Here is a 13507-nt window from a genome sequence, read left to right as displayed (position 1 = left end):
CAACAACCGGCCCCCGGCCGTGGTGGCGGCAGCACGCAGCACCACGCCCCTGAGACCGGCGCGCAGCGCCCTTTCCCATTCACCGAGATCGCCAAGATCGCGAGATTTGCATGAGCATCCCTACCGAATTGCATGACTTGAGCGTGGCCCAGTTGGCCGCCAAGCTCAAAAGCCGCGAAGTGTCCTCCGTCGAGGCTGCGCAACATTTCCTGACCCGCGCCCAGGCCCAGGCCCACCAGGATCTGGGCGCCTATGTCCACATCAATGAAGAAGTGACCCTGGCCCAGGCCCGTGCCGCCGATGCTGCCATTGCTGCGGGCACGGCCGGCAAGCTGGCTGGTGTGCCGATTGGCCACAAGGACCTCTTCGTCACCCAGGACTTCCCCACCACCGCAGGCAGCAAGATGCTGGCTGGCTACCAGTCGCCGTTTGACGCCACCATGGTGAGCAAGCTGGCCGGCGCCGGTGCCGTGACCCTGGGCAAGCTGAACATGGACGAGTTCGCGATGGGCTCGGCCAACGAGAACAGCGCCATCAGCCCAGTGCGCAACCCCTGGGACGCCAGCCGCGTGCCCGGCGGTTCGTCCGGCGGCTCGGCAGCCGCCGTGGCCGCGCGCCTGGCGCCCGCAGCCACCGGCAGCGATACGGGAGGCTCGATCCGCCAGCCCGCGTCGTTCTGCGGCATCACCGGCATCAAGCCCACCTATGGCCGCGCCAGCCGCTACGGCATGATCGCCTTCGCCTCCAGCCTGGACCAGGCCGGCCCGATGGCGCGCACCGCCGAAGACTGCGCGCTGCTGCTCAGCGAGATGTGCGGCCCCGACCTGGACCGCGACTCCACCAGCCTGGACCACCCGGCCGAAGACTTCACACTGAACCTGAACGACTCGCTGGCCGGCCTGCGCATTGGCGTGCCTGCCGAGTTCTTTGGCGATGGCCTGAGCAGCGATGTGCGTGCCGCCGTCGATGCTGCGCTGAAGGAGTACGAAAAGCTGGGCGCCAAGCTGGTGCCGATCAGCCTGCCACGCACCGAGCTGTCCATCCCCGTCTACTACATCATCGCCCCGGCCGAAGCTTCGTCCAACCTTTCGCGCTTCGACGGCGTGAAGTTCGGCCACCGCGCCAAGGACTACGACGACCTGGTGGACATGTACAAGAAGACCCGCGCCGAAGGCTTTGGCGACGAGGTCAAGCGCCGCATCATGACCGGCGCCTATGTGCTCTCGCACGGCTACTACGACGCCTACTACCTGCAGGCGCAAAAGATCCGCCGCATGATTGCCGACGACTTCCAGACCGCCTTCAAGGACTGCGACCTGATCGCCGGCCCCGCTGCGCCCACCGTGGCCTGGGCGCTGGGTGGCAAGAGCGACCCGCTCGCCAACTACCTGGCCGACATCTACACCCTGCCCGCATCGCTGGCCGGCCTGCCCGGCCTGAGCGTGCCCGCCGGTTTTGGCGAAGGCGGCATGCCCGTGGGCCTGCAGCTGATCGGCAACTACTTTGGCGAAGCCAAGCTCCTGAACGCAGCCCACCAGCTGCAGCAAGCCACCGACCACCACCTGCGCCAGCCCACCGGCATCGCGAAGTAACGCAGGGAGGAACACAGAACATGACCGAAACAACCGTCAAGCTCATCAACGGCTACGAAGTGGTGATTGGCTTTGAAACCCACACCCAGCTGTCGGCCAACAGCAAGATCTTCAGCCGCGCCAGCACCGCCTTTGGCGCCGAGCCCAACACCCAGGCCTGCGCCGTGGACCTGGCCCTGCCCGGCACCCTGCCGGTGATGAACAAGAAGGCCGTCGAGTGCGCCATCAAGCTCGGCCTGGCGCTGGGCAGCACCATTGCGCCCGTCAGCATCTTTGCGCGCAAGAACTACTTCTACCCCGACCTGCCCAAGGGCTACCAGATTTCGCAGTTCGAGATCCCGGTGGTGCAAGGCGGTGAGGTGAGCTTCTTTGTCGGTGACCAGAAAAAAACCGTGCGCCTGGTGCGTGCCCACCTGGAAGAAGACGCCGGCAAATCCGTGCACGACGAGTTCATCGGCCAATCGGGCATTGACCTGAACCGCGCCGGCACGCCGCTGCTGGAGATCGTCACCGAGCCCGACATGAGCAGCACCGCCGAGGCCGTGGCCTATGCCAAGGAACTGCACAAGATCGTCACCTGGATCGGCATCTGCGACGGCAACATGCAGGAAGGCTCGTTCCGCTGCGATGCCAACGTGTCCGTGCGCAAGCCCGGCCAGCCGCTGGGCACCCGCCGCGAGATCAAGAACCTGAACTCGTTCCGCAACATGCAGATCGCCATCGACTACGAAATCCGCTGGCAGATCGACGAGATCGAGGATGGCCGCGCGATCCAGCAGGCCACCGTGCTGTTCAACCCCGACACCGGCGAGACCCGTGCGATGCGCACCAAGGAAGACGCGGCCGATTACCGCTACTTCCCCGATCCCGACCTGCCACCGCTGGTGGTTGCCGACAGCTGGGTGCAGGCTGTGAAGGCCGAGATGCCCGAGCTGCCGCGCCAGCGCGCCGACCGCTTTGTGGCCGACTACGGCCTGCCCGAGTACGACGCCACCACCCTGACCCAAAGCCAGGCCATGGCCGACTACTTTGAAGCTGCCGCCAAGGCCAGCGGCCAGCCCAAGCTGGCCAGCAACTGGGTGATGGGCGAGATCTCGCGCCGCCTGAACCTGGAAGAGATCGGCATGGACCAGGTCAAGGTCAGCGCCGCCCAACTGGGCACCCTGATCGCCCGCATCCACGGCAATGTCATCAGCAACAACAGCGCCAAGCAGGTGTTCGAGGCGCTGTGGAGCGGTGAAGGCGCGGATGTCGACGCCGTCATCGACGCCAAGGACCTGAAGCAATCCAACGACACCGGCGCGCTCGAAGCCATCATCGACGAGGTGATCGCCGCCAACCCCGGCAATGTGGAGCAGTACCGCGCCGGCAAGGACAAGGCCTTCAACGCCCTGGTCGGCCAGGTGATGAAGGCTTCGAAGGGCAAGGCCAACCCGGGCCAGGTCAATGAGCTGCTGAAGGCCAAGCTGGCTTAAAACATCTACGCGCCGCTCCGGTATGAAAGCCTCCGCCCGGAGGCTTTCTCATTGCCAAGGTCACCACGCGCCCCAGCGCGCCTGCCCCATAGCCATGCACGTCGCCAGCGAGGAATTGCTTTAAAAACAACGTTTACGGACGTAATCGAGAAGCCATCAGGGCATATTGAAACGCATCAATATATGATCTATCTATCAAAATAGTAGGTCTTCTTATGCTCAGTCCTTGCTCTTCCCTCCGCGCCGCCACCACACTCGCCATGCTGGCCTGCGTTTGGAGCCAGGCGCAAGCACAAACCGTCATCTACCAACAGAATTTTGAGGCACCTGCACTCGCCTGTGGGCAGCTCGATGGCACGGCGCGTACGGGCGCCACGCGTTTGCAGGACGATTTTGGCAACAACTTCCGCCAGCTCAATTCGGCCGATGTGCTGTGCATCACACCCCCCATCGCCGGCAAACAAAATTACTCCGATCCCAGCGGCACGGCAGGCAGCTACACCATTGGCTTCTACGGATCCATCGATACGGCCAACACCGAGGCCGTCGGTATGGCGTTTGATCCCGATGGCCAGCCCTTTGTCAATGGCTCCTTGGCCCTGGCCCATGTCAAGCTAGCGAACTACACCGCTACCCCGACCTCGCCCACCATAGGCAGCCCGGTAAGCATCACCATGGCATATTACCGCTTGCGCGCGGTTGCAGGCGGGGGCGAGCCCGCCAGCACCGATTTCTCGCTGTCATCGCCGACAGCCCTGGGCCAGCCAGCCATCGTGCGTGGCCTGCCCACCAGTACTGTGCTCACCCCCATCCAAACTGAGCAGGTCACCACCACCAACAGTACGGGCAACGACTACGCCCTTGATTGGAACACCCACACTTTCTCGGTCGACACCAGTGGCTTTGCTACCGGCGACAAATTGGTGGTGCTGTTTACCGGTCTGGCATTGAACGAATATGTGGCGATTGACAACTTTGTCGTGACTACCAGTGCCACGGCACCGGTGCCACTGCAGGTGAGCAAGACCTTTACGACCGACACAGTGCAACCAGGCCAGAACACACAGATCAGCATCGACGTACAAGGCAATAACGTGGGCGATACGCTGGGCCTGAATCTGCGAGACAGCGTGCCTGCACCGCTGACTTTGGATGGTATTGCCAGCAATAGCTGTGCAGGCACTGCGATGGTGACGGGCAATGCGCTGGAGTTGTCTGGGGGCACCGTACCCGCAGCGGGATGCCAGGTCGTTTTGAACACTACCTGGCCGGCATCTGATCTGTGCTCGTTGTCCAGCGTAACCAACACCATCGTCGATGGCAGCGACTTCAGCTTTAGCTCGGGTGCAGCCACTGCCGGGATCGATGCGACCGCTAGTTTGGCGTGCAACAGAGCCGTCACGCCGCCGGTAGCAACACCCACGGCTGTACCGCTGGGCGGGCTGTGGGTATCTCTGAGCTTGGGTCTGTGCCTGTTTGGGCTGGCTCGGCGTTATCAACAACGCTGATCGCCGTCGAGGGCTCCAGCCCTTCCAGTTGACCATGGCAAATGGCCCGCATCCGCGGGCCATTTTCAAAGAGGTCCAGAGCCAAGTCACGTCTTTTATTCAGGCTTGGCCGTCCGCTTTACTACTCAGCGCTGCTGCTGCGACCGGTCTTGCTGACCCGGCTGTTTTTGCTGTGGCGACTGCTGCTGGTGTTGCTGCTCTTTTTGCGAGCCGGATTTCTGGCCCGGTTGCTGCTGGTTCACCTGGTTGGGATTGCGTTGGCTGTTTGGCTGATTCATAGCGTTAGCTCCTTCAAGATGATGGCGGGGCGACATGCCCTGCCATGGTTCTATAGTCGCGCTGCCGCAAAAGGGCCGGTGTAGGAATTGACGCGCCGCCTGCATCGAGACGTTTCTCGGCGCACATTTTGCAAAGCCTCCGCAGCGCCTGGCCCCCCGCCACGGCGGAGCAGCGCACACATCCCTTTTCCATCTTTCACAGAAGTACAAGCGAGGGATGCTCTGCAAAACCCTCGCCAAGCGGGGTAGGCGCGAATCATGAGCCGCAAGGCGTCTTTTGCAGATTGACAAGAAAGACAACGCAGCGGATCGCCCGAGTCCGCGTTCCGACCACGGCAGGGAGTTTTGTAGAGCATTCGTATGGTCTATTCCCAGCGGTCGGCCATGTCGTCGGTATAGCCCATGACCAGGATGCGCTGGGTTTGCAGCACCGCTGGCAAGGCTTGCCAGCCCGGATGGACCAGCAACGCCTCATCGCCTGAGGCATACAGCGCCCGCAAATCCTCCACCAGCGCCTGTGCCTGCGCACCATCGGGCGGCTGTGGGCGGGCCAGCGCCATCCAGGCGGCGCCCATCGCGTACAGCTGATAGCCATGCTGCTGCGCCAAACGCTGGTGGATGGCATGGTTCTGAAAGCTGTCCCAGTCGGCGCTGAAATAGCCATTGGGCTGGCCGGCGATCAGCGGGTCGTCACTGGCCAGCGGCAGGCGCTGGATGTAGACGACATCGTCCAGCAGCACATCGGGACTGCGGTTGGCGGCCAGCAGCGCGTCGATATCGCTGCCGCTCAGCGCCAGGCTGCCGCAGACCTCGGCCCAGCGTTGTGGGCCCTGGGCCTCCCGCAGTTGCCGTGCGCGGTGCTGCAGCGCCTGCAGATCCCAGGCCGCCTCCTGCGCTGGGTCGTCCCAGTCCATGTCCAGCGGGCTGGCCAGGTAGAGGCGGTCATCCTGGCTGGCATGGCCGCTGGTGTAGCTGCCTTGCTGGATATCGTCCAAGGTGCACAGATAACGGTGCGCCGGATCCCCGGCGCGCAGCGCTTCTACATGCGCCAGCAAGGCGGCCAGGCTGCCTACTTCTTCGATCCATTGGTAGGCAAAGCTGTAGTTGGCGCGGCGGTAAGGCGGATTGGGCTGCGCGAAGAATCCAGTGTTCATGGCGGTCTGCTGGCGAGGTGGACGAGAACGCCAGTATCGCCGCTGCATGTGATGCGACGCCCACGAAAAAGCCCGCTGAAAGCGGGCCTTGGCGCGGAGTTCAGAAGATCAGCACATCTGTGCGTTGTCCGGCGTCTTGGGCTCGGTGCCCAGTTGGCGGCGGTTGCACTTGCACTGCTGCTGCGAGTACTTGGCCTCGCGCAACGGCTGGCCCTGTTGCAGGGGCCAAGGCTGTTGCTTGGTCATCGGCAAAGGCAGTTGTTGCATGGGGCGCTCCGTGTGGTCTTCGTGGTCCGCGCAGTCGCAGATTACTTCTGTGATTGCTGCTTGCGGTCCTGCTGGCCCGGTTGCTGCTGCTTCGGGGATTGCTGTTGCTGTTGCTGCTCCTTTTTCTGGGCAGGCTGCTGTCCGGACTGTTGGTGGTTCTGCTGGCTCATGGCGCTTACTCCTTCAGTGTCAGGTTGGCGGCAGGAGCAAACGCCTGCCGTTAAGCCATGGTGCCGCTGCGCGATCGCGCTGGCTGTAGGAGTTTTGGAGATTCGCCGGGCTTTACGTAAACGGGTCGCTGGATTTGCAAAATTTCTTTACAAAACAGTGCTCTAGGCCACTCAACAACTATCGCATTGGCCCACACTTTTATCGTCGGCTATCCACCCTTGCAACTGGCTGGTCGGGCCGCTGGCGCATGCCCGCAGCCTCAGTCATCGCTGGGCTGTTCCTGGCGTTTTTGGGGCTGAAAGTCGTACAGGGTCTGGCCGTCGTTGTCGATCACCAGCGCCGGCAGGTTCATCGCGGTGCTCAGGTAAAAACCACCGGGCCAGGCCTGGGCCACCACGCTGCCATCTGACAGCAACTGCGGTATCTCGCGTGTGGACTTGCGCCACACCACCTGCAGGCTGTGCGTATCCACGATCTGCAGCACCACCTCGGCGGCGGTGGTGGGAGTCTCGTCATAGCGCATCAGCACCCGGTCGGCATTGCGGGCCAGCACTTCGCCGCTGAACTGCACCGGCACACTGGTCACCGGCGCAATCTTGGTAATGCCCGCATCGCGCACGGCCTGGCGGCTGACCACAAAACCATCGCTCAGCGGCTGGTAAAGCTTGGGGGCAGCGCGCACCTGCTTGTCCGAGCTGGAATGCACGCTCAGCCGTGGCCAGCGCTCAAACTCGCCGGGCCGCACTTTTTGCGCAAACTGCAGCAGCATGGTGGGCAAGCCATACTGGGCCACATCGGTGTCAAAGTCGGCATAGTCGATGCGCGATACCGTCTGCTGGTACTGCGCCCAAGGGCGCTGCTGCCAGCGGGGCAGCCGATCGGCCCAGGGGTAGAGCTCGCCGCTGGCCCAGTACAGCGCATAGCGGTCGCCGGTGTTGCTGGTCACATCCAACAAACCCGGTTCGCGCACCTCGCCAAATGCGTACTTGGACACACCCGTGCCCAGCTCGGCCGCAAAGCGCTGGCGCAGCGCGGCATCCATCGGTGCAAACGTGGCTTGATTCGCTGGGCGCAGCCACCATTGCCGGTCATTGAGCAGCAGCGATAGCTGGCCATCGGCCTCGCTGCGCAGGCGGGCGGCCTGGCGCAGCTGGGCGCGGGGCAGCACAATGCGCTGGGGCTCACCCAGCAGCTGCTTGGCCTGCAGGTCGTTGCTCAGCAGCACAAACACATCGTCCTGCGCGGTGCTGTGCTTCATCACCCGCAGCATGCGCAGGCTGCCATCTTCCCCTTGGTAGACGGCCGATGCCTCTACCTCGCCGAGCTCCTCGGCCTTGTCTGCCGGGCGCAGCAGGCGGATGGTGGCGGGCACCAGCAGCGGCAGCACAAAAAACACCACAAAGGCGATGCCCAGGGGGCCGATGGCGCGCCGGGGGATATTCATCGTGTGGCCCCATCGGCTGCAGCCGTAAAGTCCTGCAGCACTGCGCCGTCCTCGCCGATCAGCAGTGCCGGCTGGCGCATGTCGTTGAGCAGCAAGAAGCCGGCGCTGACGGCCTGGCCCGTCACATACATGCCGCCTTCGCGCTTGCCTAGCTGGGGCAACTGGTCGATGGTGCGGCTCCACACCAGCTGCTGGCTGGCTTTGTCCAGCAGCTGGATCACGCGCCCCTCCTGCCGCAGCGGCGTGGGGTTGTAGGCCAGCAGCAGACGGCGCGCGCTTTCGGCCATCACATCGGCATGGAAGCGCGGCACCGCCGGCTGCACCACCTTGATGCGCAGCAGACCCCGGTCCTGGATGGCGTAAGGGCGGGTGGAGAAGCCATCGCCAATGGGCACATAGCTGCGCGGCGAGCTCTGCACCTCGCGGCTGTCGCTGGGTTGCAGGTCGTAGTAGCCAAAGTAGCTGGGCTGCCCGGGCTCATGGCGCCACCAGGACTGCACCAGCACAGCGCGGTTCTCCTCGCCGGTCGGGCGGGGCAGCGATTCATAGCGGTAGAAGGCGATCTCCTGGCCGTAGCCGGCCTGCGCCTTTTCATACAAGCTGCTGCTGTCGGCCGCCGGCCCGATCTGGCCCAGCAGCCAGTACACCAGGTACTTGCTGCCACTGCGGCTGGTCACTTCCAGGCTGTCGGGCCGGTCGCGGCCCTTGGGTGCCACGCCCACGATGCCCTCGCCCAGCTGCGTGGCAAAGCGCGCGCTCAGCTGGGGCTGCAGATCGACAAAGCGCAGGCTTGCCAGGTCCAGCCGCCAAAAGCCGCGCTCCCGCAAGAACAGGTAGAGCTGGCCGTCCGAGAAAAACTGCAGCTCGGCCCGGCCGGAGGTGCTGGCCCAGGGCATGGCCATGCGCTGCGGCTCGCCCAGGCTGGCACCCGTGGCCGCATCGCGCAGCACCACGCGGTAGACCACATCGTCCTGCTCGCGGCTTTCATACAGCTGCACCAGCAGGCGCTGGCCGTCGCGCTCAATGAGGGTAGTCGCCTCGCTGCGGCCCAGCGCCAGCGGCGCTGCCTTGTCTTGCCAGGCAGCCGGAAGCGTCAGCTGGAGCCCGGGCTGCAGCCGGGGCAGCCACCAGGGAATGGACACCAGCATGGCCAGCAGCACTACCAGCCAGGGCAGATGCCGGCGCAGCCGCGCCCCGCTGGCGGCGCCTGCCGATGCGGGCATGCCCGTGAATACCTGTCCCTGCAGCTGCTCCAGCCGGAACTGCGCGCCACATTCCAGGCAGGCAAAGGCATGGGGCGCACCAGCGCTGCGGCAGTGGGCAGCGCCGCAGCGCGGGCAATACGGCGACGACAGAGAGGATGCGGAGGACCAGGCGGGCATACGCCAGCGATGATAAACGCTGCCCCCAGAAGCGAAGCCCCCGCTTTGCAAACGAAGCTGGGCGCGCTCGCTGGGCGACTCCCAGGTGTCAGCCACCTCGCCCGCGCGGGCACGCTAGCCGCTAACATGCTGGCTTTTGCACCTGCTGCGCCCTGCTCCATGACCACCACTGCATCCTCCGCTGTTGCCAACGACATCCCCGCCTACACTGTGGATGAGCCGGCCAACCAGATCTTCGGCCTCAGCATGGCCATGGCTGAGGCCTTTCTGCTCAAGGGCGAGGCGATTGGCAATGAGCGCGCCCGGGTGCGCATGCCCTACCAGAAGCAGTACACCAACAGCCGGGGCGACATGCATGGCGGCGCCATCGCCACCTTGCTGGATGTGGGCCTGTCCTGCGCCGCACGCGCACATGACCCGTCGCGCTATGGCGTCATCACCGTGGACCTGACCATCCACTACATTGCACCGGGCAGCGGCGATGTGGTCTGCACCGCCGTCTGCGAAAAACGCGGCAAGAGCCTGTCCTTTGTGCGGGGCGAGCTGCATGACGATGCCGGCAACCTGCTGGGCCTGGCCACCGGCACCTTCAAGCTGGTCGACAAGCAGAAAATCTGAGCCTGCAAAAAACCGGTAGATATGGCATGCTGGCGGTCCTATTGCTCATCTTCTGACCATGACGCGCCAATCCACCCATGCCATCCATCCCCAGTTTCTGGACCGTTCCTCGCCCCGCGCCTTCTCCGGCAAGGCGCTGACGGCCAAGGACATCGAGACCATTGTTGAAGGCGCACGCTGGGCCCCTTCGGCCAGCAACAAGCAGCCCTGGCACTTTGCCTATGCAATCAATGGCGATGCCAACTGGCAAGCGTTCTCCACCATCCCCAACGAGTTCAACCGCCGCTGGTGCCTGAACGCCGGCGCACTGCTGGTGGTGCTGTCGAACAAGGCCGAATCGGCCATGCACAGCTTTGACACCGGCTGCGCCTGGGGCTACCTGGCCCTGCAAGCCCATGCGATGGGCCTGGCCACGCATGCGATGGCGGGCATCGAGCTGGCTGCCGCACGCGAGGTGCTGCAACTGGGCGAACAATGGCAGGTCGAATGCCTGGTCGCCATCGGCGAGCGCGGCGACAAGTCCAGCCTGCCGGCCGATCTGGCCGAGCGCGAAACGCCATCGCCCCGTAAGGCGCTGTCGGAAATCCTGAGCGCAGGCCCGCTGGCTTAAACGGCTGCACCTACCAATACAAAGGCTCCCAACTGGGAGCCTTTGTGCTTTATGTTTTGCATTAAGCGACGTTCAGGCGCTCGCCGCTTTGCCGGTCAAACACATGCCAATGCTGCGGCGCCGTGTGCCAATGCAGTGCCTGGCCCGGGGCCAGCGCCAGGCGCTCCTTGACGGTCGAAATCAGCGGCTGTTGGCCAAAGTGGCTGACCACCTGGGTTTCGGCACCAGTGGGCTCCACCACCTCGACGGTCGCAGCGCTGGTGGCCACACCGCTCAGCGGCGCCACTGCCAGCTGCACATGCTCGGGCCGCACGCCCAGCCACAGCTCACGCTCGCCCTGGGCCTGCAGGCCGGGCAGCAGCGGCAGGCGCTGGCCATCCTCAGTCACCAGCTGCCAGCCGTCCTGCGCTTGCTGGCTGCGGGCGGCAATCAGGTTCATTGAAGGCGAGCCGATGAACTGCGCGACAAAGGCATTGCGCGGCCGGTCGTACAGCTCCAGCGGCGTGCCGACTTGCTCGATCACACCATCGCGCATCACCACGATGCGGTCGGCCATGGTCATGGCTTCGATCTGGTCGTGGGTCACATAGACCGTGGTGGTGCGCAGGCGCTGGTGCAAGGCCTTGATCTCGGTGCGCATCTGCACGCGCAGCTTGGCATCGAGGTTGGACAGCGGCTCGTCAAACAAAAAGGCCAGCGGCTCGCGCACAATGGCACGGCCCATGGCCATACGCTGGCGCTGGCCGCCCGAGAGCTGGGCAGGCAGGCGGCCCAGCAGCGGCTCCAGGCCCAAGATTTCGGCCACCTGCTGCACGCGCTGCGCGATGGCCGCCGGCGCCTGGCGCTGCAACTTCAGCGCAAAGCCCAGGTTCTCGGCCACCGTCATATGCGGGTAGAGCGCATAGTTCTGGAACACCATCGCGATATTGCGCTCGCGCGGCGGCACATCGTTGATGACCTGGCCGCCCAGCACAATCTGGCCGCTGCTGACCTCCTCCAGCCCGGCGAGCATGCGCAGCAGGGTGGATTTTCCGCAGCCCGAGGGCCCGACCAGCGCGACAAACTCGCCCTCGGCGATATCGAGCGATATGCCCTTGAGCACATCGTGCCCCTGGAAATGCTTGCGCAGCTGTCTCAATGCAATCGAAGCCATCTCAGTCCTTTACGCCACCGGCGGTGAGGCCGTGAACGAGGTATTTGCGCACCAGCACCGTGAAGAGCAGCACCGGCAGCATCACCATGGTGCCGGCCGCTGCAATCTTGGTCCACTCCCAGCCGTCGTACTGCAGAAAATTGACGATGGCGACGGGTGCCGTCACCGCCTGGGTGCGGGTCAGGATCAGTGCGAAGAAAAAGTCGCTCCACGAGAAGATGAAGCACAGCACGGCGGTGGCCACCAGGCCCGGCCGGGTCAGCGGCAAGGTCACATGCCAGAAGGCCGACCAGATGCTGCAGCCATCCATCCAGGCCGCCTCTTCCAGCGCCGTGGGAATAGCCTCAAAAAAGCCTTGCATCATCCAGATCACGATGGCCAGGTTGAAGGTCAGGTAGACCAGCACCAAACCCCAGACGGAATCAAGCAGCCCCAGCCAGCGAAAGGCCAGAAAGAACGGGATCGTGAACGCAATGGGCGGCGCCATGCGCGTGCACAACACCCACAGCGCCACCTGGCGTCGTTGCTTGAAGCGCCAGCGCGACAGCGCATAGGCAGCGGGCACCCCCAGGAGCAGCGACAGCCCGGTGGACAGCACACTCACCAGCAGGCTGTTGCCAAAGGAGCGGGCAAAGTTGTCCTGCCAGAGGCCGGCAAAGGCCTCCAACGTGGGGCTGAAGACCAGATCCAGCGACAGCGCATCGCCCGCCGGACGAAAGGCCATCTGCAGCATCCACAAAAAAGGCAGCAGCACCAGGACCAGCACCACTACGGCAGCGCTGCTGCGCAGATGGCGCTGGGCGCCCTGCACGGCGCGCTGCCACAGGGGCAGCGAGGGAGCCTCGTTGTGCCAGGTCTCAGCGTGCATGGCGCTCTCCCTTGGCCTTGCCCAGGCGGCTGATCAGCGCGCTCAGCACAAAGATGATGGCCAGCATCACCACCGCAATGGCGCTGCCATAGCCCCAGTACGAGAAGTTGAAGGCCTGGATAAAGCCGTAGAAATTGGTCACCTCGGTCACAGTGCCCGGCCCGCCATTGGTCAGCACATACAGCAGCGGAAAGGCCTTGAAGCTGTCGATCAAGCGGAACAGCGCGCAGACCACCAGGGTGCGCTGCAGATAGGGCAGCACGATGTAGACAAACACCTGCCAGCGGTTGGCGCCATCGATGCGCGCGGCATCAACCGGGTCGCGCGGCACCATCTGCAGCTGCGCCAGCACCATCAGCATCGTGAACGGAAACCACTGCCAGACATCGGCCGCCACAATGGCCCACAGCGCGGTGTCGGGGTTGGCGATCAGCGAGCGCACAGGCCAGCCCCACTGCTCCAGCAGCGCATGCAGGGGGCTGATGTCGGGCGTGTAGATGATCTTCCAGACCAGGGCCACCACAATCGGCGGCAGCACCATGGGGATCAGGAAGAACGTGCGCAAGCCCGCCAGCAGCCGGCTTTCGCCATGCAGCAGCAAGGCCAGGCCGAGGCCAACGAGCAGCTGCAGCAGCACCCCCACCGATGAGAGCTTGGCCTGCACCCAAAGCGAATCCAGAAAGCGCTGGTCCTGCAGCAGCTGCGCATAGTTGCCAGCGGGCTGATCAAAATGGAAGGTGGCTGCCGGGTCGGTCAGGCTCAGCGGGGTGAGGCTCACCACCACCAAGGTGATCAGTGGCAGCAGGGTGATGGCGGCCAGCACCACCAGCGCCGGTGCCAGGCCCAGGCCATAGGCCCTTGCCGATTCGCGCTGCCAGTGGTGCGGCCGGTTGCGTGCAGCGGGCGCCGGCTTGCCCTGGGCCGGGCTGGCCAGCGGCAAGGCGCCTGCGGGCCCGGCGTCGAGGGATGCAGTGGGCGGCATGCTTG

General features: G+C 64.4%; 14 protein-coding genes. 5 read left to right on the top strand and 9 right to left on the bottom strand.

All coding sequences use genetic code 11. The features are described from left to right. Positions 1-110 precede the first annotated feature (110 nt). The 3 genes from gatA (at position 111) to EDF71_RS16210 (ending at position 4575) form a co-directional block, all read left to right on the top strand. Entirely contained in the window at positions 111-1592 is a 1482-nt protein-coding gene (gatA, locus tag EDF71_RS16220) for an Asp-tRNA(Asn)/Glu-tRNA(Gln) amidotransferase subunit GatA (RefSeq protein WP_133857613.1), read from the top strand. Between the two features lie 20 nt (positions 1593-1612). Beyond that, a complete protein-coding gene (gene gatB, locus EDF71_RS16215; RefSeq protein ID WP_133857612.1) occupies positions 1613-3067 on the top strand; it encodes an Asp-tRNA(Asn)/Glu-tRNA(Gln) amidotransferase subunit GatB in 1455 nt (484 codons plus the stop codon). 260 nt (positions 3068-3327) lie between these two features. Beyond that, positions 3328-4575 (top strand): hypothetical protein, encoded by a 1248-nt coding sequence (locus EDF71_RS16210; RefSeq protein ID WP_133857611.1) that lies wholly within the window; start codon positions 3328-3330, stop codon positions 4573-4575. A gap of 125 nt (positions 4576-4700) precedes the next feature. Here the strand turns inward: EDF71_RS16210 and EDF71_RS16205 are convergent, their stop codons facing one another. The 6 genes from EDF71_RS16205 to EDF71_RS16185 form a co-directional block, all read right to left on the bottom strand. Further along, on the bottom strand, positions 4701-4853 hold the full coding sequence (locus tag EDF71_RS16205) for a transcription initiation factor TFIID subunit D10 (protein WP_133857610.1): 153 nt from the start codon (positions 4851-4853) through the stop codon (positions 4701-4703). A 365-nt stretch (positions 4854-5218) separates the two neighbouring features. Further along, on the bottom strand, positions 5219-6007 hold the full coding sequence (locus EDF71_RS16200; protein WP_133857609.1) for a hypothetical protein: 789 nt from the start codon (positions 6005-6007) through the stop codon (positions 5219-5221). A gap of 108 nt (positions 6008-6115) precedes the next feature. Further along, entirely contained in the window at positions 6116-6274 is a 159-nt protein-coding gene (locus EDF71_RS25075; RefSeq protein WP_165841215.1) for a hypothetical protein, read from the bottom strand. Between the two features lie 41 nt (positions 6275-6315). Next, complete coding sequence (locus EDF71_RS16195) at positions 6316-6444, bottom strand: transcription initiation factor TFIID subunit D10 (protein ID WP_133857608.1); 129 nt, start codon at positions 6442-6444, stop codon at positions 6316-6318. A 260-nt stretch (positions 6445-6704) separates the two neighbouring features. Continuing rightward, positions 6705-7889, bottom strand: a complete 1185-nt coding sequence (locus EDF71_RS16190) for a hypothetical protein (protein ID WP_133857607.1) — start codon at positions 7887-7889, stop codon at positions 6705-6707. Beyond that, on the bottom strand, positions 7886-9271 hold the full coding sequence (locus EDF71_RS16185; RefSeq protein ID WP_133857606.1) for a hypothetical protein: 1386 nt from the start codon (positions 9269-9271) through the stop codon (positions 7886-7888). Before EDF71_RS16185 ends, EDF71_RS16190 begins: the two co-directional genes overlap by 4 nt. Before the next feature lie 159 nt (positions 9272-9430). On the opposite strand from EDF71_RS16185, the gene EDF71_RS16180 reads away from it, so the two are divergent. Further along, positions 9431-9889, top strand: coding sequence for a PaaI family thioesterase (locus EDF71_RS16180; RefSeq protein ID WP_133857605.1), 459 nt, complete (start codon positions 9431-9433; stop codon positions 9887-9889). A 58-nt stretch (positions 9890-9947) separates the two neighbouring features. Beyond that, on the top strand, positions 9948-10499 hold the full coding sequence (locus EDF71_RS16175; RefSeq protein WP_133857604.1) for a nitroreductase family protein: 552 nt from the start codon (positions 9948-9950) through the stop codon (positions 10497-10499). Positions 10500-10560: 61 nt separating this feature from the next. On the opposite strand, the gene ugpC is transcribed toward EDF71_RS16175, so the two are convergent. The 3 genes from ugpC to EDF71_RS16160 are packed head-to-tail and all read right to left on the bottom strand — an operon-like array spanning position 10561 to position 13502. Further along, the gene (ugpC, locus tag EDF71_RS16170) at positions 10561-11652 is read right to left on the bottom strand and encodes a sn-glycerol-3-phosphate ABC transporter ATP-binding protein UgpC (RefSeq protein WP_133857603.1); all 1092 of its coding nucleotides are present in this window, start codon (positions 11650-11652) and stop codon (positions 10561-10563) included. A 1-nt stretch (position 11653) separates the two neighbouring features. Continuing rightward, positions 11654-12520 (bottom strand): carbohydrate ABC transporter permease, encoded by an 867-nt coding sequence (locus EDF71_RS16165; protein ID WP_133857602.1) that lies wholly within the window; start codon positions 12518-12520, stop codon positions 11654-11656. Further along, positions 12510-13502 carry a sugar ABC transporter permease gene (locus tag EDF71_RS16160; RefSeq protein WP_133857601.1) on the bottom strand — a complete coding sequence of 331 codons (993 nt, stop codon included), beginning with the start codon at positions 13500-13502 and terminating at the stop codon, positions 12510-12512. The genes EDF71_RS16165 and EDF71_RS16160 overlap by 11 nt, the downstream gene beginning before the upstream one ends. Between the last annotated feature and the right edge of the window lie 5 nt (positions 13503-13507).

It is taken from the genome of Comamonas sp. JUb58 (assembly GCF_004364775.1).
In the GTDB taxonomy this organism is placed as follows: Bacteria; Pseudomonadota; Gammaproteobacteria; order Burkholderiales; family Burkholderiaceae_C; genus Comamonas.
The sequence above is the reverse complement of the archived record's forward strand: the minus strand, read 5'-3'. Positions and strand labels throughout refer to the sequence as shown.